Here is a 25,995-nt window from a genome sequence, read left to right on the forward strand (position 1 = left end):
CAGCTGCTCATGAAAAATAAATTATTATTATTGTCGGGAACAGGAATTTCTCGTTTAGGTGATTTTATGTATCTCGTCGCCCTAAACGTAATGGTTTTACATAGCACAAACTCTCCTGCTGCTGTAGCAGGATTATGGATTGTCGGTCCAATTGCGACCGTTGTTACAAAAATTTGGTCTGGTAGCATAGTAGATCGATTAAACAAGCGGTCCATTATGCTCATCACAGATATCATTCGAGCAGTTCTCATTGGCTGCGTTCCACTATTTGATTCTATTTGGGCCATTTATATTTTTATCTTTTTGACTCGCATTGCTACATCATTTTTCGATCCAGCTTCATTTTCTTATAAAACAATGCTTATACCTGCTGAAGAACGCGCTCAATTCAACGCTTGGAGTAGCTTTTGTACAAGCGGGGCTTTTATTATCGGTCCAGCTCTTGCTGGAATACTTCTCACCACGCACTCAGCATCCTTTGTAATTTACTGCAACTCACTTTCCTTTCTACTTTCTACTATTCTCATTTATTTCTTACCTAATATTACGTTACAAACAAAGCAAAGCGAAGAAGTTGCAAATACTTTCGTACAAACATTACGAAGTGATTGGAAACAAGTTTTTTCATTCGCTCGAACTGAAACGTACATTATTCTCATATTCGTTTTATTTCAAGCGACTATGCTTGTCGCTATGGCACTTGATTCACAAGAAGTTGTTTTTACAAGACAAGTACTGTTTTTAACCGATATAGAATACAGTATGCTTGTTAGTATAACTGGCGCTGCTTACGTTTCCGGTTCATTTCTTGTCTCTCTCTTTGCCAAACGTTTACCAATTCAATATTGTATCGGATTAGGGACAATTTTCACAGCAATAGGCTATGTAATTTTCGCCTTTTCAAATTCATTTATCGTCGCGGCAGGCGGTTTCATTTTACTTGGCATTTCTTCATCATTTGCTGGTACTGGCTTTTTTACATTTTATCAAAATAACATCCCAGTTCATATGATAGGACGTATCGATAGCGTATTTGATTCCATAAAAAGTTTTATCCAAATCTTTTTCATTTTAGCAATTGGAGCATCCGCACAATTTCTTTCCGTTCAAATGACTGTAATAAGTAGCGCATTACTCATTCTTTTCCTTTCCTGTTTATTAGCAATCCGAGTAATGACTCCTTCACGTGAAAAATATTTTAAGGCTACAGGATCATCATTGGAATATTAATTGCAACATATAAAGCGGCTACTTTGCCGCTTTTTTCCCCGTATGAAAGGCCAGTAAGCCTCCACTGATTAAAGTTTTACTTTATGTTAAAATATTAATGAAATTTGATTATGTGGGGGGCTTTTTTGAATACTATATTCATGTTCATTTGTATTATATTAGTAGCTTCTATTTTACAAACAAGTACCGGTTTTGGCTTTTCTATTATGGCAACACCTTTCTTACTCATGTTATTTCTACCACAAGAAGCTATACAAATAAATATCATTTTATCATTCATTATTTCTATATCACTCATTTGGAAAATAAGAATGGACATTGATTGTATTCTACTGAAAAGATTAATTTTCGGCAGTATAGTTGGTGTTCCTTTTGGTATTATCATTTTCACTTCTATTAACATCAACACATTTAAATTAGCAATTAGCATCCTACTCTTACTATTAACTTTGATGCTAATCTGTAACTTTAAGATTCAATCAACAAAATCTAGAGATTTCATAGTTGGCGGATTATCCGGTCTTTTAACGACAAGTATCGGTATGCCAGGACCACCCCTGTTACTGTACTTTACAGGAACTGATACAAAAAAAGAGAAGCTGAGAGCAACTACTTTAGCTTTTTATCTATTTATATATTTCATTAGCCTACTAACGCAAATACTCTTTACTGGCACAAACAAGACAATTTGGGAATCAAGTTTTTACGCTATTCCAATCGTATTTCTAGGTTTGTATATAGGTCAAATTATTTTCAAATGGCTTAATCAACGAGTTTTTAAAATATTTACGTATATTCTTTTGAGTTGTACAGGTATATATCTTCTTATTGAAAGTTTGCATTTGTTATAAAAGGTGCTTTAGTATGTGTCATAACGGCGGATAAGTTTTCAATATTTTTAAACGTGATAACAATAAAAAGCGGCTATTATGCCGCTTTTTATTTTCAAATTAAATATTTTAAAACTAGAAGCCCACCCATCGCTATTACAAACACATTGAAAAAAATCAGCCAACTTTTTTCAAACTCTTTATATCTCTCTTCTTTCACCCCGCGTTGTTTTAGCTTCTCAATTACAGTTTTCAGTTCTTGCTCATGCTCGGTACTTCCTAATTGTATATAGTTATTATCTATAGTAATTCCATATACATTCTTCATTTTTTTATGTCGCGAAACTGCTTGAATTGAGTTTATTAGTACATTGTATTCATTTAATTTTTTAAAATAACAATCTAACGATTTAATTCGTAATCTTGTATTTGTTAAAACAATGTAATAATAAAAAGTAGCACCTGCAGTTATTATACTTGGGATAACTTTAGAATTCACAAGGCTCCCCTCTTCCACTAATATTTCACATTCAATTTCTTCTCCCTCTTGTAACTCTTTCCGAACTGATTCTTCCAACATTTGCACCGTTAATTTCTTCAATAATTCTCCGTTTTTCACATAATACTTATCTACATTTATAGTCTCATCCGCTTCTTTCTCCAAACGTGTAATCTCTTCCTCTGAATATTGGAGCTCATTTAACATAGATAATAATCTTTTATCCATATTACACACTCCCTTTCCATAGTTTTTGAATTTTTTTCTTCCCACGAGAAATTCGATTGTATATATAATCCGCCGTTACTTTTAATTCTTTTGCAATGTCATCAATGGAATACCCATCAATATACCTCTTTAAAAAGATATATCGATCTTTCTTATTTAAATCTTGAACTATTTCCATAATCTCTTCTTCTTGTTCTATGTCATACCTATCATGGACACCTGTATCTATCTCTACGTCTTTATCAATTTTATTCTCTTTATATACTTTCTTTTTATATTCCAACGCCTTTAGTTTAGTAATACCAATCATCCAAGATTTTAAGTTGCCCTTTTCTGTATCAAAATGGTCGATATGAAACCAAATAACAGTAAATACATCGTTATAACAATCATCCACATATTGTTTTTCAATAGGGGTACTTAACGATTTATGAATAATGTACAAAATTAATTTTCCATATTGATCAATCACTTCTTTCAAAGCATCTTGATCGCGTTTTTTCATAGCTATAATGAAATCCTCTTCAGAATTGAAAATCATAAGCATCTTCCTTCCTCAATTCCCCTTTAGCAGCTGCCTTTACTTACTATTGGTATTTCATTCTCATTTTCTATCACTTTTGTAAAAAATTATTAATTTTTATTTCTATGTTTATGATAACAAACAAAATACCTAAGTTCAGAAAGTAGTATCTACATTCTGAACTTAGGTATTAACAATTAAATTATTCACTTATACTAACGTTTCATCACAAATCTCTGTTACGTTTTTAAAATATTGCAAGTTCTCCTTCGCTTCAGCTTCATTAAATAAATTGAGTTGCTTCATTATTTCAGTAGCAAATTCAACGTACGCAGACCCTACCGCTGTTATTATTTTTCCATCAACCGTTACATCTTTGTTTTGTTTATATTCCCATTCATGTAAATGAGCTAATTGTTTTTCATCTGATGTTAATGATGTTGAGAATTTCTTCTTATTCAGCACCCCTGCTGCATGTAATAAAGATGTTCCGGCACAAATACCCGCTATCCATTTATTTTGCTTATGTAATTTGTTCACAATAGATAACAATTGTTCATTTTCTAAATGATCAAAAATATGTCCGCCTGGTACGATAAACACTTCATAGTCCGCTACTTCAATATGCTCCATAGACACATGTGGTTGACACAAAAACCCACCTTCTCCTGTAACTGTTTTTCCGTCTACAGTTGCTGTTATTATTTCAAATTGCTTACTTATCAAAAATAAACTCGCTATATTCACTTCAAATTCTGCAAATCCATCAAATAAAAAGATTAAAGCTTTTTTCATATTATCCCCTCCCCCTATACTTATTCGAAGACAATCACCTTTCTCCTCCCCAAAAAGGCAAACCTACATCACAGGTTTGCCTCTTTATTCATTTCTTATTTAATCCTTTCTCATTTAAAAACTCTTTCATATGCATTCTTTTTTCTTTAGACATAAACGAACTCATCGATTCCGTCCATGTGACGCTTTTCTTGTTTGATGATCTTTCTTTATAATACGCGCTCATCGTTTCATCGTATTCGTTTAGTAATTCATCATATTTCTTTTCATCATAGCCATTTTCATGAAGGATTGCTGCTACTGGTAAGCGTGGTTTTACTCCGTGATCTTCATCTGGTACACCGACTGTCATTCCGAATACAGGATATACTTTATCTGGTAAATGAAGCAATTCGCTCACTTCTCTCGGATTATTACGAATACCACCAATATAACAAATACCGTATCCTAACGATTCTGCTGCTAACGCCAAGTTTTGCGCAAAGAGTGAAGCATCTACCGTTGCTACGATAAAGTCTTCTACTCCTTCATGCTTTATCTCTGTACCATGTTTTTCACATGCCATTTCAAGTCGTTTTAAATCTGCACAACAAACAAAGAATGCTGCGCAATCTTTCACATGACGATTTCCGGATAACTCTGCTAGTTTCGCCTTTAAGTCTTGATCGGTTATATATATAACAGAGTAAGCCTGTACAAAATGCGAGGAAGCAGCATGCTGCGCAGCTTGCACCATTCTTTCTACTACATCTTTCGGAATAGGTTCTTCTTTATATTTACGAACTGAAACGTGTTGCTCCATTTTATGTATCATCTCATTCATGAAAATCACTCCTTTTTCTCTTCCTAATGAAAAATTAACATATCTTTTCCAATATTCACAACTTATAAGCACAAAAAGAGCAATTCTTTTTGAATTGCTCTTTTTAAAAGATCTATTAATACGGTAAATGAAATTATATCGTCGATTTTTTCAATATATCAACGATTCCCTGCACTATATCGACGATTTTTCAAATATATCGTCGATTCGACAAAGAATATCGACTTACCGACAAATAACGACAAACTCACTCCGAATTATTCCTTATCTTATTACGCTGTTTTCAACACTTTAACACCTTTTACGATATTCCAAATGAAGTAATAAATCCCTACAAGAATGAATACTGCATATGTGATCATGATCCCAATTCCAGCACCATCAGATTGATTGAATCCTAAACCGTATATTCCTGATATCGCTACCCCTCCGAATAAAATTGCATATGGGAAAATATGTGACCAAAATGCTTTTTTCGCGTGATATTTCACTTCATCCTCTGCAACGAAGTACACGATAATTGGTAATAAAAATGGGGCAAAAAAGATACTAAAGTAACATAGTGAAGATAATATATTATTTCCTTTCATCCGATTCACCTCTAAATAGTTTTTGTTATCTTCATTATGTCAGGAATCCATTCTAGAAACTATCGCTTTACCTTTCATTAAGATGACATATTTGTAAGATTCCCCTCAAAAAATCCCGCCTAGAATGCTAGGCGGAATCACTTCCACTATATTCGATTCATAAACCAATATTGCGTAATGGCTAAATATTCACGTATATTCGATGGAATGACAATTCGCTTCGGTGTTTCGGCCGGAAGACCTTCTAATTGTAAACCTTGCTTAGCTGCTATTTTTTTCGCTCTAAACATGTGGAAATCGTTTGTTACGATCATTCCTTTTTTCATATTGTCCGGAATTAAAGGTTTTGAGAATTTAATATTTTCATCTGTACTCGTTGACTTATCTTCCATGATAATGCGATCTTCTGCAATTTTTAGTTTCATTAATCCATTTTTCATTGCTAATGCTTCTGAAATATCTTCCCCTTTTCCTTTTCCTCCAGACACAATAGCAATTGCTTTCTCATGTGCTTTCAAATACTCAGCTGCTTTATCAATACGATATTGCAATGAGTACGATGGTTTCGTTCCGTTTACTTTCGAGCCTAATACAATGATATAATCAGCTTCATAGGTCGCATTCATGTGCCCATGCTTATAAATGTTATATTGTAAAAATCCCACATAAACGGCGCAAACCATTATAATTCCTATCATATACTTCATTATTTTTTTCTTTCTCATATCTATATACTCCTATGTTCTTTGCTTCTTTCATGATAATATCCATTTATTTGTTTGTATACAGACAAATTCCAAATCACCCTAATTTATCCTCTAGAAAGTAATATTTATATTTCTTTCGGGAACAGTAAGTACAACTTTGCACGAAGGAGTGTCTCTATTGCTTCTCTTTTTATGTAACGTATCGTTCTTTTTTATTTTATTTTTACTATCACTTAAGATGCTCGGTAAATCAGCTTTAGCACAACTAACTCCTCATGATTTTGGTGCGATTATCTTTTTATCTTATTTAGCTTTTCAAGCCATACCAGTCTCTGGTGCTTTGCAAGCTTTTCTCGGTATGGTTGTAATTACATGTTTACATTTAATCCTTACAAAATTAAGCCTATTCAACAAACTAAATCGTTTTATTCTCGGGCACCCGATTATTTTAATTAAACATGGTGATATTATTTTTGAGAACTTACAAAAAAGTAGGTATCCCATTGCTGAATTACTTTCTAATCTTCGCGTTGCAGGATACCCGAGTGTTCATGAAATTGAATACGCTATTTTAGAAGCGAATGGAGCCATTAGCATTTTACCAAAGCGTGAACTTGTACCATTAACTCCGAAAGATTTGAATATAGATGTTAAGTATGCTGGATTACCAATTGCCCTTATCGTCGATTCACAAATTCAATACGATAACTTAAAGTTAATTCATAAGGACGAAAAGTGGTTATATAAAGAATTAAAAGAAAAAGGAATTACAAACATTAAAAACGTTGCCTTTGCGTCTGTTCAAGAAACAGATGGATCTTTTGCTATTAGTTTAAAAAAATAGAAAATCCCCTTCATTTCTTAAGGGGATTTTCTTCATTATATCGCTTCTTTCTTTCCCGCCATATTTAATGGAACAGGATGTTTCATACGATTCATCGTAAATACGATAATCGCTGTCAATACTTCCGCTACTGGCATAACGAGCCAAATTCCGTTTATCCCAAATAATTTCGGCATAATCCATAATAATGGAATAATAAATAGTAACCCTCGGCTCATTATAATAAGTACTGATTTTGTCGTTTGTCGCACTGATTGGAAGTACTCTCCATATACAATGTTATAGCCTAAAAATACGTATTGGATAAAGAACAGGCTAATACCCGTTAATGTTAACTCCAATAACTCTGGAGATTGGACATCAAATAGACCAATAATATATTTCCCAAAGAATAATCCGACAATTATTGCAACGCCTCCAAGTACAACTGCAATTTTCACAGCAAACTGTAATCCTTCACGTAATCTTTCTGATAAATTTGCACCGTAATGGAAACTAGCAATTGGTTGCAATGCAGCACCTACACCGAAGAATAATAGTAATGTCATCGCATGAATGCTGTTTACCATCGCATAGGAAGCTACTCCTACTTCTCCTGCATATTGAACGAATGCAATATTAAAACCAATCGTTACAATCGCTACTGTACTTTCGGCTGTAAAGCTCGGGAAACCTATTATCATAATTTGTTTAACTGTATCCCATTCAAAATGGAATTTCGTCCATTTTAAAATACTACTTTTTCTCAAGAAGTGCGTTAATAATACAAGGAAACCAATCGCTGCTGAAAGGATAGTTGCTGAAGCAGCTCCTGTTACGCCCCATTTAAAGATGAAAATAAAGATATAGTCAAACACTATATTTAATACAGCTGTTACAACTAAACCTGCCATTGCTAAATTAGGATTTCCATCATTTCGTATAAATGTACTTAAAATATTTTCTAAAACGTATATCATTCCAAATGTTAATAATACGTGTAAATAGTCTAATGCATACGGTAAAATCACTTCGTTTGCACCGAATAAGTATGCTAAATCTTCTATTCTCCATAAGCAAATCGCCGCTAAAACGCCTACAATAATGACTGCTACTGTCATGGATTGAGTAAAAATAGACCTTGCTCTTTCAATTTTATTTTCACCTAATGCAATGGAATATAACGTTGCCCCGCCCATTCCAATCCATAATGAAATAGAGAAGAAAATTGAAAACGCTGGAATAGCCACGTTTACTCCTGCTAAACCGTTCGCCCCAACTCCTCTACTAATCATGACCGCGTCAATTACAATATTCACTGACATTAATACCATTCCAAGAACGGCCGGTATTAAATAAGAAATAAATAAACTTTTTATCGGTTTTTCTCTTAACTTTTCTGTTGCTTCCATACTATTTTGCTCCTTTTTTTCAACTCTCTTTTCTTAGTTTAAACCTTCAAGTAACTTGAAGGTCAATAGAGAATTTAAAAAATAGGTAACTGAATTATATGAATGAATGTAAATTTGTAATCAATTCAAAGGTTTTCATCTTATTTTTTTACTACAGGAATTTGAATTTCTGTTACTTGCTCCTCTGGATTTTCTGTTACAGACCAATCGATTAATCCAATCTCAATCGCATCTCCACTTACCTCATATCCTTCTTGATCAATGTATGCAAGTAATTCCTTATACGTTGCACCTGTTTCTTCATACGGTCCATGATGATAAGAACAAGCATATAAACCTTCCTTAATCTCATCTGAACTCTGTACTTGGAAAGGCATGTAATCCAAAAGAATAAAAACACTGCTATATGCTTGAAACTCATTTTGCATGAATCCTTTTTTCGCGACTGTTACACCGATATCTCCAGAAAATAAGCTATCATCCATTTGCCTCATATTTTTTTGCAACGAATGAATGTAGTACTCAAACATATCATCCGTCGTATCCGGGGCAACCGCAATAGCTGTTATTTTTCGCTGCGGGATCTCTTTTATTACCACTTGTTCAGCTTTTGCTTTTGTTGCTTCCTTAATTAAATGAATTCTATGCTCCATTTTCGCCAAAGCATACTCAATTTCTCTTTGTTTTTTCAACATCATCTCTTGTTGTTTTTCCAGTAAATTGAGTGCATATGCTGGATTTCTTTCATCAATATATTTTTTAATTTCCTTTAATGGAATGTTTAATTGGCGTAAAAACTTAATCGTATCTAATAGTGAAAATTGATCGATTGTATAATAGCGATAATTTGTTTGTGGGTCCACAGTGGACGGATGAAAAATTCCCTTCTCATCATAATAGCGTAAAGTAGATTCCGCTATATTATGCATTTTTGCCATTTCTCCAATTGTAAAGCGTTTATTTAATAACATCTTGTATTCCCTTCCATTTCTATTTATTTCATTATATGTTCATTCTGTCTTCAAAACAAAAAAGAATTCCCCTACGAGAATTCTTTTTATTAACTCTTAAACCTCTATTATTATAGGAAGGATCATCGGTTTTCTTTTCGTATTCGTATATATAAACTTCCCTAAAGCCTCTCTTACTTCTCTTTTCAAAATACCCCAACTATTCACATTCTCTTTCTTCAAATTATTAATTGTAATAACAGCTAATTTATTTAATTCCTTCAAAAACTCTTCTGAATCACGAACATAGACGAATCCACGAGAAATAATATCAGGACCTGAAATTATTTCTCCATCCACTTTATTAAAAGTAATAACTATAACGAGCATTCCATCTTCTGAAAGTTGTTTTCGATCACGTAATAATGCATTTCCAACATCACCAATTCCTAATCCATCTACATATATATTTCCTGCTTGTATTTTTCTCGATTGAACGGCCACTTCATTACTTATATCTACAACATCTCCATTACGAACGATAAAGATATTCTCTTTTTCAACACCAATTGATTCTGCTAACAAACTATGGTGATGTAGCATTCTAAACTCTCCATGAATTGGGATAAAATATTTTGGCTTCATTAATGTGAGCATTAACTTTAATTCTTCTTGATATGCATGGCCAGATACATGGACTCCAGTAGAACTGCCTGATCCGTAAATCACTCTTGCCCCTAATGCAAATAAGTTATCGATAATTCGCGAAACGTTACGTTCATTTCCTGGAATAGGAGTCGCAGCTATAATAACTGTATCTTCTGGTAAAACATCTACTTGCCTATAGTTTCCACTAGCTAAACGCGCTAAAGCTGCCATTGGTTCTCCTTGACTTCCTGTACAAAGTATTGCGACCTGCGATGGATCTAAACGATTTACCTCACTTGCTTCAATTAACATACCATCTGGAATATTTAGATACCCTTTCTCTAGAGCAACTTCTACTACATTTACCATACTTCTGCCGAGCAAAGCCAGTTTTCGATTTGTTTTTATACAAGCTTCAACTATTTGCTGCACACGATTCACATTAGAAGCAAATGTAGAAATAATTACTTTTCTATTTGCTTTCATAAATATTTCCTCTATCCGTTCTCCTACCGATCTCTCTGATGGAGTAAAACCTGGTCGTTCTGCATTTGTACTTTCCGATAGTAAAGCTAGTACACCTTCACTACCTATTTTAGCCATTTTATGAATATCAGGATGTTGGTTATTTACTGGTGTTAAATCAAATTTAAAATCCCCAGTATGTACTACATTACCTTCTCGAGTATGAAACACAATACCGAGACAATCTGGAATACTATGATTCGTTTTAAAAAATGTCGTCTTAATAGAACCGAGATCAATTTCTGATTCTGCGTGAATGACGATTAATTCTGTATCATTTTGAAGATTATGCTCTTTTAATTTAATTTCAATTAAACCTAACGTTAACTTCGTCGCATAAATTGGTACGTTTAGTTGTTTTAAAAAATATGGTATTCCGCCAATATGGTCTTCATGTCCGTGCGTCACGACTAACCCGCGAATTTTTTCTTTATTTTCTTGTAAGTATGTGATGTCTGGAATTATTAAATCAATTCCTAATAAACTTTCATCTGGAAATTTAGATCCACAATCAATAACGACAATATCATTTTCATATTGAATAGCGTACATATTTTTCCCTATTTCATTTACTCCACCTAAAGCAACGATAGACAAGTTATTTTTTAATGACTTCAAATGATAAGTCCTCCCTTTCACATTTATAATTCGTGAAATAGCATTTAGGCTTTATTATTTGTAATAAAAAAGGACTTCATACTATTTCATACATATAAAATCCACACGCTAATCTTATATGTATATCCCTAATAACACCGTCTCTCTCTAAAAAAGCTCCCATTTTTTCATTGATTTTTTGCAAAATATATTATATATTAATTACAGGTTCAAATTACAAGTTCAAAAGAACTTGTAATCAGACCCTTTGTTTAATGGGTTTTACATATTTTCATTAGGCAAATTCCGAGAAATCGTATGATAAAAATAAAAATGATAAGGAGAGGATCCGATGGAATTCGAATTTTTCTTTCAAATTGCACTTATTTTATTAAGTACAAAGCTTGCTGGTGATCTTAGTGTTAGATTAGGCCAACCTTCTGTACTCGGTAAATTAATTGTCGGTATCGTTATCGGTCCAGCTGTATTAGGTTGGATTGAAAACTCAGAACTTCTAACACAATTAAGTAATGTTGGTGTTATTCTTTTAATGTTTATGGCAGGACTTGAAACAGACTTAGAGGAATTAAACGCAAATCGTAATTCTTCTTTAGCTGTTGCACTTGGAGGTATCATTCTTCCATTCGTAGGTGGTTACGTTTCTGGTCTTATTATGGGAATGGAACAAGGAAATGCTGTATTTTTAGGATTACTTCTATGTGCGACAAGTGTTAGTATTTCCGTACAAACACTTCGTGATTTAGGAAAGATGAAAACACGTGAAAGTACAACTATGCTGGGCGCAGCTGTATTTGATGACATTCTTGTCGTTATTTTATTAGCATTTGCAATGAGTTTCCTAGGTACAGACGATGTTAACTTAACAATGATTATCTTGAAGAAAGTTGTATTCTTCGCTTCTATTATTTTAATCGGATGGAAAGGTGTTCCTGCGATTATGCGCTGGTTATCACCGCTACGCGTATCTGAGTCTATCGTGAGCGCGGCTCTTATCATCTGTTTCTCATTCGCATATTTCGGCGAACTATTAGGAATTGCTGGTATTATCGGTGCTTTCGCAGCTGGTATCGCTATTTCTCAAACGAACTACAAACATGAAGTAGAAAAGAAAGTAGAGCCAATCGCTTACGCTATGTTCGTTCCAGTATTCTTCGTAAGTATCGGTATGAATATTACATTTGACGGTATTGGCGATCAAATTTGGTTCATCCTAGCATTAACAGTAATCGCTGTATTAACGAAACTAATCGGTTGTGGCTTAGGTGCACGAATGACTGGATTTGATGCTAAGTCTTCTGCAATTATCGGTTCTGGAATGGTTTCTCGTGGTGAAGTTGCACTTATCATCGCAGGAACAGGACTTTCTTCAGGTCTACTAGCACAAGATTACTTTACAGCTATCGTTATTGTCGTTATTTTAACTACAATGATTACACCACCAATGTTAAAATACACTTTTGGTGCAAAAGATAAAGCAATGAAAGCAAGTAAATAAGTTTAATAAAAAAGAAGCTTACTATCTTATAAGATAGTAAGCTTCTTTTTCGTTTTATCTTTAAACAATCCCGTTCGTTTTTAACCTTTTTCAAAAATAATTCGTGCATCATCATCATCAATATCATTACGAAATGAATACACCATAATGCCATAATCATCTACATATTCACCTAGCTTCATTTCCTCCACTTTCTTATAAAAATCGTCTACCTCATAGTGTGGAATATACGCATCCCAAACTGGTTCATGTATTCTTTTGTACGCTGTCACTTCTAAATCATATCCATCTTCATAATATCCGATGTGATAATGTTTACTAGGTTCATATTTCTTCATAATAAATTCCCCTCTCTTTGAAAATTTATCATATTTCACATCATAAACAAAAGCGAGCTGTATATTACAGCTCGCTTCATTCATTAAATACGTTCCATCGCTGTCTTCAACGTTCCAACAACAAAGGCAATTTCCTCACTTGAAATAATAAGCGGTGGTGCTAGCGTTAAAACGTTATTATATCCTGCTGTTGTCATACCGTTTCGTCCTATAATTAACCCTTTTTCTTTACAAGCATTTACAACACTTGCAATTTTGTCGTTATCAATTGGCTCTTTCGTCTCTTTATCATTTACTAGTTCAATTCCAACTAGTAGTCCTTTTCCTCTAATATCCCCTACAAGTGGATGTTCTCCAATTTCTTCTTTTAATTGCTCTAATAAAAGCGAGCCCATTTGTGCAGAGCGCTCAATTAAATTTTCATTCTCCATAATTTCTAAGTTTTTAAGTGCTAGTGCACAAGCTGCAGGATTTCCACCAAATGTATTAATATGACGGAAGAATTCATATTCTCCCTTTCCTTTAAATTCTTCATATATTTCTTTTTTCACAGCTGTTGCTGATAATGGTAAATATGCACTTGTAATCCCTTTTGCCATTGTAATAATATCTGGTTTCACATCATAATTCATAAATCCAAATGCCTTTCCTGTACGCCCAAAACCGCAAATCACTTCATCGCTAATGAGCAAGGCACCGTGTTTTTGACACGTTTCATGAACAGCTTTCATATAGTCTTGTGGCGGCATTAAAATGCCTCCGCCTGTAATAATTGGTTCCATAATAAAAGCTGCAATCGTTTCACTTAGTTCCCATGTCATGACCCGATCTACTTCTTTTACACATTCTACATCATAAATGTTCTCTCTTTCTATTCCAGGCATACGATAACAATCTGGCGGCGTTACATGTAAAAACCCTGAAGCAAATGGCTCATATTGATATTTACGCTGCGCTTGCCCTGTCGCTGCCATCGTTGCCATTGTATTCCCATGATAGCCGCGGTAACGTGACATAAATTTATAACGATGTGGCTCACCTTTTTGCGCATAGTATTGTCTTGCTATTTTAAAAGCTGTTTCGTTCGCTTCCGAACCACTATTAGAGAAGAAAATAACATACTCTCCTCCAAGCCATTCATTTAATTTTTCTGCAAGCTTTATAGCCGGTTCATGTGATTGTGACATCGGAAAGTATGATAATGTTTGTAATTGCTTATAGGCCGCCTCTGCAAGCTCTTTTCTGCCATATCCACTATTCACACACCAAAGACCACTCATACCATCTAAATATCTTTTTCCTTGTATATCTTCAACCCAGCACCCTTCTGCTTTTGCCCCTACCATTGTACTATTTGGACTAAAGGGACGCATTCCGTGCCAAACATATTGCTCATCTTTTGCTAATAATTCATCAGTCTGTTTCGTTTTCATCATTTCTTCCACCTTCCATAACAACTTATTTTTCACAAAAGCTGCGCTGGTACCATGATGATTTAAATTTCTCCCTGCTTATTTTCATTCCACAAAATTAAGACAAATCCTACTTACAAAGCAGTATTATTTACAAGAAAAGGACAAAAGAAAAAGGAGCTTTTCTTATCTATCGAAAAGCTCCTCTTTTTTAATGCGAAGACGCGTCACTAATACCATGCCCAGTATTAGATTTTACGAGAATTTCATCAAATTTCGCTGCATCTTCTTTCTTACTAGATAAAACAGTTCCTAAATACGCTGCAAGAAATCCAAGCGGAATCGAAATAATTCCAGGTGTCGTATATGGGAATATCGCTTCCCCAACAAATATAGCTTTTCCAGCTACAGGGTTCCATACATTTGGGCTTAACGCGACAAGAACAATAGCTGATACAAGACCAGCAATCATACCAGAGATGGCACCTGTTGTATTGAAGCGCTTCCAATATATTGTAAATAATATAACTGGCAAGTTTGCACTCGCTGCAACTGCAAATGCTAACGAAACTAAAAATGCTACGTTCAATGTTTGAGCAAATAACGCTAGTATAATAGACAATACCGCTACTCCAATAGACGCATAACGAGCCATGGATACTTGCTCTTTTTCCGTTGATTTCCCCTTGCGGATAATTTCATTATAAAAATCATGTGCGAATGCGGATGCTGCTGTTAATACAAGGCCTGCCACTACAGCTAAAATCGTTGCAAAAGCAATTGCTGATACGAAAGCAAATAAGAAATCTCCGCCCAATGCTTTCGCTAATAAAGGTGCTGCCATATTACCAGCAGGGTTTGCTTTCATAATCGCCTCATTCCCTACAAACGCCGCTGCCCCAAATCCTAAGAAAATTGTCATAATATAAAATGCGCCAATTAACCACGTAGCGTATACGACAGATTGACGTGCTGTTTTTGCATCACGTACTGTAAAAAAGCGAACAAGAATGTGTGGTAATCCTGCCGTACCAAGAACTAGTCCTAAATTTAAAGATAGTGTATCAAGACCATCTTTATACTTTACTCCTGGATTTAAAAACGAATCTTTTAATGGAGTTGCTGTTTTCATTTGAGCAAACATTTCCGTCACACTAAAATTAAATTTTGCGAAAACGATAACAGAAATAATAAATGTACCGGCCATAAGTAATACAGCCTTAACAATTTGCACCCAGCTCGTCGCGGTCATTCCGCCAAAAATAACGTACACTGTCATTAATGTACCAACAATTAAAACGGATGTTGTATATTCGATCCCTAATAATAACTTAATAAGTGCACCCGCCCCAACTAATTGTGCAATCATATAAAAAATTGAAATCGTCATCGTATTAAGCGCTGCAACTCCGCGAACTTTTTTCGCGTCAAAACGCGCCGCAATCATATCCGCTAACGTGTACTTCCCTAAATTCCTTAGCGGTTCTGCGACAAGGTATAGAACAACTAAATAAGCAACTAAAAAGCCGATACTATAAAAGAAACCATCAAACCCAGTTAATGCGATCGCTCCAGCTATACCAAGAAAAGACGCAGCAGACATATAATCTCCCGCAATGGCCAGACCATTTTGCCAACCAGTTAATCCCCCTCCAGCTGTATAAAACTCACTCGCATTTTTCGTTTTTTTCGATGCAAAATAGGTTATGACGAGCGTACCAAGGACAATAATTAAAAAGAGTGCAAATGCCGTCGTATTCAAGTTCAGCCCCTCCCTTTTTGCATATTTTGTAGAATTTTTTGCGAGATTTCATCAAAGGATTCCGCCTTTTTGCTATAAATCATACATAAAGCCCAAGTCATAATAAATTGTGCAAAAGCAAATACCCACGCCCACGTAACATCACCAAATGCCGGTGTATTGAGTACCTTTGAATACGATGTTAAAATAGGTAACGCAATAAAAAAACTTAAAAAGAAAATACTCATTGGAACGATAAACTTCTTTTTCTTATTTAATAACAATTGAAATTCTTCTGACTGAACAACCTCTGTATAATTCACCTCATTTTGTAACTTACGTGCTGACGTATCATCTCTTTTCATTCTCTTATCCCCTCTCTTACTAGAAATGCAATTCCCCCTTGTATACCTAAAGACTAAATTTTATAAATATTCAGAAACTTATTTTCATTTTAGACAATCCATACATTCCTGCAAAGATTTTTCGATAGACATTTTTCGGCATTTTCCCCTAAGTTTTTAATATACTTTTTCAAAATAAAGTGACACCTTACTTATTTTTTCCTCATTAAAACAAAAGCAGTGCTTAACGCACTACTTTTTTCTTTTTTTCCTTTTCTAAATTACGAGCTGTTTCGCTTAATTCAACGTCTTTTCCATCTTTAAGCGTTCCAAATATGAAATCGAATACTGGATTTGAAACACCAAACCAAAACTTTTCATTTTTATAATGGTGTAATATGTGCTGTTTTTTTAGCCATCTTCCAAACTTAGTAACAGGACGAATTGGCTTATGTGCAATATAATGTTTCCATTCATAAACGAGAAGCATAATAATCATTCCAATTCCGAACGAAAGTGCAATAGTAACACTTTTTGTTATAGCATATGATATAAGTAAATATATAGTAAAACTCGGTATACTAAACCATACAGGTAAAAATAACAGTTTTAAATCATCTGGATAGACGTGATGGTCATAATGTAATCTTCTTAGCATTTTTAATAAAAATACGTTTTTAGGTGGTTTTAAGTGAAATAAAAAACGGTGTGTCATATATTCGTTTAGCGTATAAAAAATAATACCAAACAAACAAGCTAGCAAACCGATCCATGTGAAAAATTGCATTTTTAAAATAATGATAAAAACAAATAAAATACTATACATAATAACGATATCATGTTGTAAAAAGAACTCTTTCCCCACCCTCTTCATCTTCCTTCCCCCTTTTCAAAAAAAACAGTCGCAACATATCGTTACGACTATTTCTTTTCTATATCTTATTCTATACGCTTTACAAATTTGCCTGTTGCTCTATTGTCGAGAAAAAATTGTTCGGTCCAAATATATTTTGCTTCGGAATAATATGTTCCACCGCAAACACTGTTACTTCTCCTCTTTGGGCCTCTCCAATGATAAGCCCAAATATTTCATGATTTACAGCAAACGTTGATTGCTTTGTTTGTAGTAATCTTGCTGCATTCTGAAATACCGCTTCATATAGTGGATTTCTATCAGTAATTTCTTTTCTGATTTTTGGTGCTAACGTAATAATGATTTCTTTTCCGTCAATAGTGGTTCGATACATAAAAATCTCCCCTTCAATCTTATGTGAACAACTGTAAAGCTTTGTATGCAAAATGGATAGAATATCCTACTAAAATAATACCTGCTCCGGCTGTTATATAGCCAAGTGCTTTTTGCTTTAATAAAGTTCTGCCAAAATGGACAGAAAAAGCAATATTTACATTCCATAAAATAATACCAACGATAATACAAAGACTATACAAAAAGGCTTCTTGTTTCGTTACCTTCGTAAGCAATGAGCTAAGTGTACTTCCGTATATACCAAACCAAAAAACAAGATTTAATGGATTGGATATCGCAATTAAAAAACCTGCCATAAACGATTGTTTAAGGCCGCCTACCTCTTCTTTTTTATATTCCATATTCGATTGAGAAATTCCTTGTTTTACACTTTGAAATCCTAAATAAAATAATAAGAAAAACCCTGTGCAATACATAAAAGCTTGTACATATGTATACATAAACAGAGAAGATAAACCGAAATAGATGAGAAGCATAAACAAAATATCTGCTGTCATTCCACCAATTCCAACAACCCACGCATGCCAAAAACCTCGTTCAATTCCTCGTTTTAACATTTCAATATTAATCGGACCTACTGGCGCAGCTAATGAAATACCTAATACAATTTGTTGTATAATCGCTCCAAACATCACTCTATCCTTTCTACTTCCTTTACTATTAAGTAATGATATAATAATTAAAAATAGACTAGCTTCCCTCAAAATATTTACTACTAAAATACCCTTTTTTATCCAAAATATGCAAAAGAGCCATCCAGATGATGACTCTTACTTTTCTATCTTATGAAGAAAAGGACATTTTCCTTTTAACGGTTCTACATCGTCTCCTATAAAGTATTGTTTCCATTCACGATGATCCGGATCACCATAATGACTAATGTTAGGATGTTTCGGCAGCTGATCCCACTTTTCAACTCGCTCACGGACCGTTTGCCTAGAATATGCTCCTTTAGGACGATCCCCTTCTAATCCATCAAATATAGTACGTGGCTGAAATCCAATAACGAGAGAATTTCCTAAATGCCTAGTTTTTCGTTGTTTATAGGCTGGTGCGTTTCCAAATGCGAATATCGGTTCCCCGCCAAATGAAAATTCCCATAAGTAATGGTCTGGGTCTTTAGGAATTTGCTTTGGCCATGTTTCCTTATCGTTTTCATGTAAATATTGTAGTACTTTCCAAAAGTAATCACGGTAATATTCCAGTGATTGCTCCTCACATTCCGGTTCTACAAAAAGAAAAAAGCCTCTTCTTACAATTGGACGCTCTTTCATTAGCTCTAAAAAAGATAACATTGTATGCGGCAAATGACTCCAATCATTATGAGATAGAAAGGAATAGCGAAGTTCATTCTTTTTCAAAGCAGTTAAACCAAAATAACATGGGAAAGTTGGTTCTAATACGACGTTAGAAAAATTTTCAAATTCTTTTGCAACCCAATTCGGTATATCCGTTCTCATTCTCATTCCTTCATTATCTAATAAATAAGACTCATTCATTCTTTCACCCCATTATGTATAGCATTCAATTAAGACTATTACATACTTGGCCTGTCCTATACCTATTTAAAAATTTGGTTAAAAAATTATTTAAAAATACAAAAAATAAAATCGCTTACTTGACTAAATTCTCCCAATTCGTGTATATTTAAATTAATCATTTAGCAGAATATTCAAGATTATAGCATTTTTAGTTTATATTATCTTTTCAAATGAATTTCACTAAATGAAAAAAGCAAATGTTTTTAGGAGGAATTGTAACATGCAAGGAAAAGTAAAATGGTTTAACAACGAAAAAGGTTTTGGATTTATCGAAATTGAAGGCGCTGACGATGTATTCGTACATTTCTCTGCTATTCAAGGCGAAGGCTACAAAGCTTTAGAAGAAGGTCAAGAAGTATCTTTCGATATCACTGAAGGAAACCGTGGACCTCAAGCTGCTAACGTAGTAAAACTTTAATCCAACATATGACAGGAGGTTACCTTACTTGGTAACCTCCTTTGTTATTCCTTTGTATATTTCCGTTTTCCAGAGCAAAAACTATGTGAAATGCGCACTATACAAAGGAGGAATTATTAATGGGATCAGAAGTAAATGATTTTGAAGAAGTGAAATTCTGTGTAGAAACAGCACAAAAAATGGTAGGATCAGCGACAATTTCAATGGATCCAGATACATTAGAGCATGCTACTACTGCTGTAGAAGCAGCTCGCTCTCAGCTTGAAATTATGAAATCTGTTGCAACAGATTTAGACGAGCCATTTTTAATAAATGAGGAAAAGAAATTAAGCGAGTGTGAGCATCAATTAAATGAAGCGAAGCACTAAAAAACATCCAGAGAGTTTTCTCTGGATGTTTTTTCATGACAACTGTTCCCCATATTTTTTCAATGTTTCTCCAACTGTACATTGTCTTATACAAAAGGAATGAGCATAATACTTACTATTTGTCTTTCGATTATGTTCTCGCAAAAAACATCCTTCACAATACGTTTCTAATAAGTCATTTACCTCTGTAATGAGTTGCTTTTTATCCACCTTTGCACCTCTCTATTCGGTTATTTCTTTATGACTATCAATCACTGTTCCTTCTAATGCTTGCGTAGCTAATTGATGTGCTTCTTTATTTTGTTTTCTTGATATAGGCTCACATACAAGTTTTAATTTCATTTGCTTTGCTTTTTGCTCAATTTGGTCTAAATAATGATTTAAATGTTCATCATAACAAGGCCATTCTCCAGCCAATTGCTGCAGTACAACTTGAGAATCTCCGCGAAGCGTGACCGCTTCATACTTAATCCCTAATTCCTCGAGTATATTCATGCTATATAGTAATGATGCATATTCCGCTTCATTATTATCATATATGCCTTCTATATATGCATTACGGCGAATTCGGTATTTTGTATTTCCTTTTTTATAGTATACACATATGCCTATACCAGCTTCTTTCGTCTGTACATCATAGCCACCATCAAAATAAACGAGTATTTCTTGGGGTTCTTCCTCCACTTGTTTGCTCAGCTTCTTCATTTCCTTTAATGACCATTCTGCATCCATTTCATCGTAAAATAATACTTCTTTCACTCTTCCTGTTTTCTCGAAATCCTCCGCAAATTGAAGTGCTTCTTCTATGTTCATATAATCTGTCGTTAATTCCGTCTGAAAACCGCGTTTTGTTTTATACAACCAATGAATTTTATATTTCATACTAGATTCCCCTTATGTAAGACTTCTTATATGTATCCAGCTAATGAAAGCCTCACTTTATTTTATTATATTTTATCAAGAGTCAAAGAATTATATTCAATATTATCACATGCAAAAAGAGCTATCCCTATAGGAATAGCTCTTTCATCTATTACATAAATCTTTCAAATTGTACTCGTTTATTAATCCAGTACATTACAGGCATACCAATCGCCATAACAACAAATTCACCGATTGCACATGTTAACCAAGTCAACATGAATGGTAAATCAAATGCAAGATGAAGTTCAATTGCAATCATAAACATTGTAATTGTAAAAATGACTGTATTAAAAATCATACGAGCCCAAACACCTTTAATAAATCGCATAGAAATAATCGTTGCAACTAATGCAAGAATAGATTGCCCTACTCCAAATACTAAATCGTAAGCGATCATAGGTGAGAAAAAGAGATTCGTTAAAAATACACCTAATACAATTCCGTAAATTGCTTTCTTATTAAATACAACGAGATGATTAAACATCTCTGAAATACGAAACTGTACATTCGTAAAGCCAAATGGCTGAATAAGCATAGAAACAGCAATATATAATGCCGCTAAAATACCATTACCGACTAAAGTTCTAATATTCATGACAAAATCTCCTTAGTTTTTTTACGTGGGATGGTTTCGAACCACGTTATTCGTTTTTTAAGCAACAAGATTATATTTTACGCGGTAGCCCCCCTTTCGTCAATAGATTCCTACCATGAACTACCCTTTTTCTTTTAGACAACGTATAATGAAATATATGAAAGATTTAGGAGGTTTTACTTCATGACTGCAACAATTCAAAATGAAAAAGTGATCGTTACCATCTCTGACAAAGGTGCAGAATTACAAAGCGTTCTCTTAAAAGAAGACAATACAGAATACTTATGGCAAGGTGATGCTACTTATTGGGGACGCCGTGCACCAATTTTATTCCCAATCGTCGGCCGATTAGTAGATAATACATACTACGTAGATGGTAAACCTTATTCTTTAACACAACACGGCTTTGCTCGTGATCTTACATTCTCTGTAGAAGAACAAAGTGAAACGAAAATCACCTACATTGTAACTAGTAATGAAGAAACATTAAAAAAATACCCATATGAATTCGAATTACTCGTTTCTTATGAACTAGACGGACAAACCGTTCATGTAACATACGAAGTGAATAACCCTGCTTCAAAAGAGATGTTCTTCTCAATCGGAGCACATCCTGGTTTCAATTTCCCGTTATTAGAGGGCGAGTCATTTACAGATTACCATCTATCTTTTAATGGTTCAGAGCGTTTAGAAACGAGCGTATTAGAAGGACCTTACCTTTCAAATAAGAAGCAACTAATTGCTGAAAGTACGAATGAATTGCCACTTACATACGACCTATTTAAAAACGATGCACTTATTTTTGAAAATATGAATACGGATGAAATCTCCATCCGTTCTCATAAACATAATAAATTCGTAAAAGTAGAATTTGACGGATTCCCATTTGTCGGCGTATGGACACCAGGCGAGAATGCACCTTTCTTATGTATTGAACCTTGGTACGGAATTGCTGATGAAGTAAATCCAGCAAAAGATTTCAAGGAAAAAAAAGGAATTCAATCTTTACAAGCGAATGAAACATTTACATGTCGTTATAGTATTACAATCGGCTAAGTTACTCTATCCCCTACTTCAAAGAAACATATAGGTAGGGGATCATCTTATCATTTGGAGGTTTCTCATTTTGATTGAAGTATATATTGATGGTGCATCAAAAGGAAATCCTGGTCCTTCTGGTGCAGGCGTATTTATTAAAGGGGTTCAACCCGCTGTACAATTATCATTGCCCCTTGGGACAATGTCCAATCATGAAGCGGAATACCACGCTTTACTTGCGGCATTAAAATATTGCACGGAGCATAATTATAACATTGTCTCTTTTCGTACAGATTCGCAACTTGTTGAGCGAGCTGTCGAAAAAGAATACGCAAAAAATAAAATGTTTGCACCACTATTAGAGGAAGCACTGCAGTACATAAAAAGTTTCGATCTCTTTTTTATTAAGTGGATTCCAAGTAGTCAAAATAAAGTTGCTGATGAATTAGCTAGAAAAGCTATCTTACAAAATTAACGGGGGTATGAGTGTGAAAAAAGATTGGATTGCTCCTCTTGCTTTATTATTTGTGTCTTTTATTTGGGGAGCTACATTTGTTGTCGTTCAAAATGCTATGTCTTTCGTTGGTCCATTTACATTTAATGGTATACGTTTTTTATTCGCTGGAATCATTTTATTATTCGTTCAACTGATTTTCTCAAAAAAAACTTCAAAACAACATATAAAACAGAGTAGCCTCGCTGGATTAACCGTTGGATTCTTTTTATGCGTCGGCTATGTATTACAAACATTCGGCTTACTTTATACAACTTCTTCAAAAGCTGGTTTCTTAACAGGGCTTAGTATCGTTATGGTACCAATCTTGTCTTTTATCTTTTTAAAACAAAAAGCTACTATTTTTATCGTAATTGGCATTGCTGTAGCAACAGCGGGTTTATATTTATTAACAGCAGGTGATTCTTTTCAATTAAACATTGGAGATATACTCGTTCTCGGTTGTGCAGTTGCTTTCGCTGCTCATATTCTCGTTAACGGCTTCTTCTCTAAAAAAATATCACCTTTATTGTTAAGCACATCGCAAGTATTAGCTGTCGGTATGTTTTCTTCTATTTGCGCCTTTTTGTTTGAAGATTGGGAAAAATTATTTTCAGTAGCACTATGGACGAATTCTTCCTTTTTATTTGCTCTATTTCTAACTTCTCTGTTCGCGACATCCATTGCTTTTTTCATTCAAACATCAGCACAAAAACATACGTCTCCAACGAGAGTAGCAATTATTTTCGCAATGGAGCCCGTTTTCGCTGCCTTAACAGGCGTTCTCGTTGCAAACGAACAACTTTCTATTTCCGCTATTATCGGATGCCTCTGTATTTTCCTAGGCATGGTTTTTGTTGAATTACCTTCTAAAACAAAAAAAGAAGCGCAGGCTGCGTGAAGTTACGCTTGTAACTTCCGCATAAAAGCCTTAGCGCTTTTTTTATCTGTAATCTCTTCTTCTTTCAATCGTTCTAATAACGCAACAAAATAACTGCCATCAAACTGCAATTGATGCTTAATTGTCGCTTCTATTGCTGCGTTTACAATGCCATCAGATGCACCCGTATATCCTTGTCCGAACATAATAAATCCTTGTGCTTCCTCTGATAATTTAAATCCTTTCGTATGTAAGAATGAAAGATAATCTTCTACTGTTTGCATGTTATTCCCACCTACTCAAAAATTCTCCACTTCCTATCATACATGTTTTTATACGCCATGAGAATGAAATTTCTTTGACAACTTTGTAAATCAGCCTATACTCTACTTGCAATGGAGGATTTCCTTATAATATGGAGGAATATGTACAGTGGAACTTATTTCATATTAAAGGGGAGACACGATGAAACAAGCACTATTAATTATCGATGCGCAGCAAGAATTAATGGATGGAAATGAACAAGAAAGTGAAGTTTTTCGTAAAACCGAATTATTATCTACACTCAATACAGCCGTGCAGAAAGCAATAGATGCCAATGCCCTTATTGTTTTCGTAAGAGATATCGATGTTGCTTCTGGTAGCGGAGAAGGCTTTGAAGTACATAATCAAATTCAAGTACCTCAATCTGCAATCCTTATTAATAAAGCCGCAACAAATTCATTCTATGGTACTTCTTTACTTGAACTGTTAAAAGAAGAAAAAATTAACCATATCGTTATAGGTGGATGTAAAACAGAACATTGTATCGACACCGCTGTTCGAACAGCAACTGTACAAGGATTTGATGTTACATTAATTAAAAACGGTCATTCCACAACTGATTCTGACGTATTGACTGCAGAACAAATTATCTCTCACCATAATAAAATTCTCCATGGTCATTATAATGTTGATCATTTTTCTATGGTAAGGGATATCGAGGAAGACCTCTTTCAGCCGACTCATAATCAATATCGTGATTAGCGAAAAAGAATCCTTCGTTCAGAAGGATTCTTTTTCACCCAAAAATTTGTGCTGCAATGCTATATAACTCATTATTCCTTTTTAATAATTGACCGCTATTTTTCATCATAATTGGTGGTGTATTCACCTTTTTAAAACCAGTAATCTCTAATACTTTCATGAAATCTTTCTTTCCTTCTAGTACATCAATTCTTAATTTACCATTATGCCCTTTTGCTAAATCATGTACAATTCTCATTGCCATCTCATCATTTTTAGCAACAACCGGTCCTATTATTTTATTTTCTGGTGTTTGTATGCTTAAACCGTAACCTAATACTTTTTGTTCCTTGTCCCTTACAACAGTGCACTGTTCACTTTGCATAATTCTTTTCTTTAAAAACTCTTTTCTATTTGTTCCAAACGCATATTCATCTATTTTTATTATTTTTTCTAACTCACCCTCTTCATAGTTCATTACATAATCTTCATTTCTTACACAATAATCATTCGCATTGTACGAGTTACATATGTATTTAGAAACATAACTTACTGCTCTAAATCCTAATTTTTCATATAAAGGTTTTCCTTCATCCGTAGCAATAAGCATAAATGGAGTTTGAGCTGATACGCTATTCATGCATGAATTTGTAATCATCTTTCCAATTCCTCTTCCCTTATAATCTGGATGTACAATTACCATTCCGATAGATGCCAACGCCTCCCCATATAATATTATTGCTGCGCTAGCAATAAGTTCCTTTCTCTCATTCCATACGCCGTATACAATACCTGAGTTAAAAATTGTTTCAACTTCTTCCCTGTTATAATCCCAACCAATATAAGATGATAATGCTACAATATCGCCTATTTGTTCTTCCTTAAGACGCTCCACGCTAAATTCCAATTCAATCATACTCCACCCCTTATCTAGC

At 34.3% G+C, this 25,995-nt stretch carries 32 protein-coding genes and 1 riboswitch; of the genes, 10 read left to right on the top strand and 22 right to left on the bottom strand.

From position 1 onward, the window contains the following. Window positions 1-9: 9 nt before the first annotated feature. A complete protein-coding gene (locus QCI47_RS19730) occupies window positions 10-1,230 on the top strand; it encodes an MFS transporter (RefSeq protein ID WP_076873298.1) in 1,221 nt (406 codons plus the stop codon). Between the two features lie 125 nt (window positions 1,231-1,355). After that, entirely contained in the window at window positions 1,356-2,081 is a 726-nt protein-coding gene (locus QCI47_RS19735) for a sulfite exporter TauE/SafE family protein (RefSeq protein WP_001092070.1), read from the top strand. Window positions 2,082-2,175: 94 nt separating this feature from the next. Here the strand turns inward: QCI47_RS19735 and QCI47_RS19740 are convergent, their stop codons facing one another. From QCI47_RS19740 to QCI47_RS19765, 6 genes are all read right to left on the bottom strand, one after another. After that, window positions 2,176-2,787: a flagellar motor switch protein FliG gene (locus tag QCI47_RS19740; RefSeq protein ID WP_000361349.1), complete on the bottom strand. Its 612-nt coding sequence runs from the start codon at window positions 2,785-2,787 to the stop codon at window positions 2,176-2,178. Between the two features lies 1 nt (window position 2,788). Beyond that, window positions 2,789-3,334, bottom strand: a complete 546-nt coding sequence (locus QCI47_RS19745) for a sigma-70 family RNA polymerase sigma factor (protein ID WP_139303311.1) — start codon at window positions 3,332-3,334, stop codon at window positions 2,789-2,791. A 186-nt stretch (window positions 3,335-3,520) separates the two neighbouring features. Beyond that, entirely contained in the window at window positions 3,521-4,105 is a 585-nt protein-coding gene (locus tag QCI47_RS19750; protein ID WP_353811927.1) for a type 1 glutamine amidotransferase family protein, read from the bottom strand. 88 nt (window positions 4,106-4,193) lie between these two features. Then, window positions 4,194-4,928 carry an oxygen-insensitive NADPH nitroreductase gene (gene nfsA, locus QCI47_RS19755; protein WP_240814278.1) on the bottom strand — a complete coding sequence of 245 codons (735 nt, stop codon included), beginning with the start codon at window positions 4,926-4,928 and terminating at the stop codon, window positions 4,194-4,196. 272 nt (window positions 4,929-5,200) lie between these two features. Further along, a complete protein-coding gene (locus tag QCI47_RS19760; RefSeq protein ID WP_000678046.1) occupies window positions 5,201-5,518 on the bottom strand; it encodes a magnetosome magnetite crystal formation protein family in 318 nt (105 codons plus the stop codon). Window positions 5,519-5,664: 146 nt separating this feature from the next. Beyond that, entirely contained in the window at window positions 5,665-6,216 is a 552-nt protein-coding gene (locus QCI47_RS19765; protein ID WP_306447215.1) for a YdcF family protein, read from the bottom strand. Window positions 6,217-6,403: 187 nt separating this feature from the next. Here QCI47_RS19765 and QCI47_RS19770 point away from each other — a divergent pair, with 187 nt between their 5' ends. Continuing rightward, window positions 6,404-7,069 (top strand): DUF421 domain-containing protein, encoded by a 666-nt coding sequence (locus tag QCI47_RS19770; RefSeq protein ID WP_000923932.1) that lies wholly within the window; start codon window positions 6,404-6,406, stop codon window positions 7,067-7,069. A 35-nt stretch (window positions 7,070-7,104) separates the two neighbouring features. Here the strand turns inward: QCI47_RS19770 and QCI47_RS19775 are convergent, their stop codons facing one another. From QCI47_RS19775 to QCI47_RS19785, 3 genes are all read right to left on the bottom strand, one after another. Beyond that, window positions 7,105-8,460, bottom strand: a complete 1,356-nt coding sequence (locus tag QCI47_RS19775) for an MATE family efflux transporter (RefSeq protein WP_061131065.1) — start codon at window positions 8,458-8,460, stop codon at window positions 7,105-7,107. 140 nt (window positions 8,461-8,600) lie between these two features. After that, window positions 8,601-9,431, bottom strand: a complete 831-nt coding sequence (locus tag QCI47_RS19780; RefSeq protein WP_061131064.1) for a MerR family transcriptional regulator — start codon at window positions 9,429-9,431, stop codon at window positions 8,601-8,603. A gap of 96 nt (window positions 9,432-9,527) precedes the next feature. Next, entirely contained in the window at window positions 9,528-11,201 is a 1,674-nt protein-coding gene (locus QCI47_RS19785; RefSeq protein ID WP_074542984.1) for a ribonuclease J, read from the bottom strand. A 331-nt stretch (window positions 11,202-11,532) separates the two neighbouring features. Here QCI47_RS19785 and QCI47_RS19790 point away from each other — a divergent pair, with 331 nt between their 5' ends. Further along, complete coding sequence (locus tag QCI47_RS19790; protein WP_000393887.1) at window positions 11,533-12,696, top strand: cation:proton antiporter; 1,164 nt, start codon at window positions 11,533-11,535, stop codon at window positions 12,694-12,696. Between the two features lie 80 nt (window positions 12,697-12,776). Here QCI47_RS19790 and QCI47_RS19795 read toward each other — a convergent pair whose 3' ends face one another. The 8 genes from QCI47_RS19795 to QCI47_RS19830 form a co-directional block, all read right to left on the bottom strand. Next, window positions 12,777-13,034, bottom strand: a complete 258-nt coding sequence (locus QCI47_RS19795; RefSeq protein ID WP_033688408.1) for a DUF3986 family protein — start codon at window positions 13,032-13,034, stop codon at window positions 12,777-12,779. 83 nt (window positions 13,035-13,117) lie between these two features. Then, window positions 13,118-14,467, bottom strand: a complete 1,350-nt coding sequence (locus QCI47_RS19800; RefSeq protein ID WP_061131062.1) for an aspartate aminotransferase family protein — start codon at window positions 14,465-14,467, stop codon at window positions 13,118-13,120. Between the two features lie 190 nt (window positions 14,468-14,657). Continuing rightward, window positions 14,658-16,208 carry a solute symporter family protein gene (locus QCI47_RS19805; protein WP_001098246.1) on the bottom strand — a complete coding sequence of 517 codons (1,551 nt, stop codon included), beginning with the start codon at window positions 16,206-16,208 and terminating at the stop codon, window positions 14,658-14,660. A 2-nt stretch (window positions 16,209-16,210) separates the two neighbouring features. After that, window positions 16,211-16,552 (bottom strand): DUF485 domain-containing protein, encoded by a 342-nt coding sequence (locus QCI47_RS19810; RefSeq protein ID WP_000817360.1) that lies wholly within the window; start codon window positions 16,550-16,552, stop codon window positions 16,211-16,213. Between the two features lie 223 nt (window positions 16,553-16,775). Then, complete coding sequence (locus QCI47_RS19815; RefSeq protein WP_000832150.1) at window positions 16,776-17,405, bottom strand: sterol desaturase family protein; 630 nt, start codon at window positions 17,403-17,405, stop codon at window positions 16,776-16,778. Window positions 17,406-17,484: 79 nt separating this feature from the next. After that, entirely contained in the window at window positions 17,485-17,778 is a 294-nt protein-coding gene (locus tag QCI47_RS19820) for a cytoplasmic protein (protein WP_309422613.1), read from the bottom strand. Window positions 17,779-17,797: 19 nt separating this feature from the next. After that, on the bottom strand, window positions 17,798-18,430 hold the full coding sequence (locus QCI47_RS19825; protein ID WP_000466557.1) for a LysE family transporter: 633 nt from the start codon (window positions 18,428-18,430) through the stop codon (window positions 17,798-17,800). Between the two features lie 138 nt (window positions 18,431-18,568). Next, entirely contained in the window at window positions 18,569-19,297 is a 729-nt protein-coding gene (locus tag QCI47_RS19830; protein ID WP_074542986.1) for a YqcI/YcgG family protein, read from the bottom strand. A 262-nt stretch (window positions 19,298-19,559) separates the two neighbouring features. On the opposite strand from QCI47_RS19830, the gene cspB reads away from it, so the two are divergent. Beyond that, window positions 19,560-19,757, top strand: a complete 198-nt coding sequence (gene cspB / locus QCI47_RS19835) for a cold shock-like protein CspB (protein WP_001161727.1) — start codon at window positions 19,560-19,562, stop codon at window positions 19,755-19,757. Window positions 19,758-19,876: 119 nt separating this feature from the next. Beyond that, window positions 19,877-20,125 carry a DUF2564 family protein gene (locus tag QCI47_RS19840; protein WP_353811928.1) on the top strand — a complete coding sequence of 83 codons (249 nt, stop codon included), beginning with the start codon at window positions 19,877-19,879 and terminating at the stop codon, window positions 20,123-20,125. A gap of 33 nt (window positions 20,126-20,158) precedes the next feature. Here QCI47_RS19840 and QCI47_RS19845 read toward each other — a convergent pair whose 3' ends face one another. The 3 genes from QCI47_RS19845 to QCI47_RS19855 all read right to left on the bottom strand — a co-directional run bounded on the left by QCI47_RS19845 (window position 20,159) and on the right by QCI47_RS19855 (window position 21,644). After that, window positions 20,159-20,335 carry a zinc-finger domain-containing protein gene (locus tag QCI47_RS19845; RefSeq protein WP_000358801.1) on the bottom strand — a complete coding sequence of 59 codons (177 nt, stop codon included), beginning with the start codon at window positions 20,333-20,335 and terminating at the stop codon, window positions 20,159-20,161. 12 nt (window positions 20,336-20,347) lie between these two features. Next, window positions 20,348-21,007, bottom strand: a complete 660-nt coding sequence (locus tag QCI47_RS19850) for a ribonuclease H family protein (protein WP_000875519.1) — start codon at window positions 21,005-21,007, stop codon at window positions 20,348-20,350. A 151-nt stretch (window positions 21,008-21,158) separates the two neighbouring features. Further along, window positions 21,159-21,644: a QueT transporter family protein gene (locus QCI47_RS19855; RefSeq protein WP_001026467.1), complete on the bottom strand. Its 486-nt coding sequence runs from the start codon at window positions 21,642-21,644 to the stop codon at window positions 21,159-21,161. 6 nt (window positions 21,645-21,650) lie between these two features. Next, window positions 21,651-21,695, bottom strand: a riboswitch (PreQ1 riboswitch). 132 nt (window positions 21,696-21,827) lie between these two features. Between QCI47_RS19855 and QCI47_RS19860 the strand changes: the two genes are divergently transcribed. The 3 genes from QCI47_RS19860 to QCI47_RS19870 all read left to right on the top strand — a co-directional run bounded on the left by QCI47_RS19860 (window position 21,828) and on the right by QCI47_RS19870 (window position 24,076). After that, the gene (locus tag QCI47_RS19860; protein WP_000127427.1) at window positions 21,828-22,700 is read left to right on the top strand and encodes an aldose 1-epimerase family protein; all 873 of its coding nucleotides are present in this window, start codon (window positions 21,828-21,830) and stop codon (window positions 22,698-22,700) included. 70 nt (window positions 22,701-22,770) lie between these two features. Then, window positions 22,771-23,157: a reverse transcriptase-like protein gene (locus QCI47_RS19865; RefSeq protein ID WP_000573873.1), complete on the top strand. Its 387-nt coding sequence runs from the start codon at window positions 22,771-22,773 to the stop codon at window positions 23,155-23,157. 13 nt (window positions 23,158-23,170) lie between these two features. Continuing rightward, window positions 23,171-24,076 carry a DMT family transporter gene (locus QCI47_RS19870; RefSeq protein WP_000711147.1) on the top strand — a complete coding sequence of 302 codons (906 nt, stop codon included), beginning with the start codon at window positions 23,171-23,173 and terminating at the stop codon, window positions 24,074-24,076. A 2-nt stretch (window positions 24,077-24,078) separates the two neighbouring features. Here QCI47_RS19870 and QCI47_RS19875 read toward each other — a convergent pair whose 3' ends face one another. Continuing rightward, on the bottom strand, window positions 24,079-24,339 hold the full coding sequence (locus QCI47_RS19875; RefSeq protein WP_001195212.1) for a DUF6123 family protein: 261 nt from the start codon (window positions 24,337-24,339) through the stop codon (window positions 24,079-24,081). A gap of 181 nt (window positions 24,340-24,520) precedes the next feature. On the opposite strand from QCI47_RS19875, the gene QCI47_RS19880 reads away from it, so the two are divergent. Continuing rightward, on the top strand, window positions 24,521-25,081 hold the full coding sequence (locus QCI47_RS19880; protein ID WP_000806354.1) for a cysteine hydrolase family protein: 561 nt from the start codon (window positions 24,521-24,523) through the stop codon (window positions 25,079-25,081). Between the two features lie 34 nt (window positions 25,082-25,115). Here QCI47_RS19880 and QCI47_RS19885 read toward each other — a convergent pair whose 3' ends face one another. Beyond that, the gene (locus tag QCI47_RS19885) at window positions 25,116-25,976 is read right to left on the bottom strand and encodes a GNAT family N-acetyltransferase (protein ID WP_000570996.1); all 861 of its coding nucleotides are present in this window, start codon (window positions 25,974-25,976) and stop codon (window positions 25,116-25,118) included. Window positions 25,977-25,995: the final 19 nt, after the last annotated feature.

Source organism: Bacillus cereus group sp. RP29 (genome assembly GCF_040459765.1).
Classification (GTDB): domain Bacteria; phylum Bacillota; class Bacilli; order Bacillales; family Bacillaceae_G; genus Bacillus_A; species Bacillus_A paranthracis.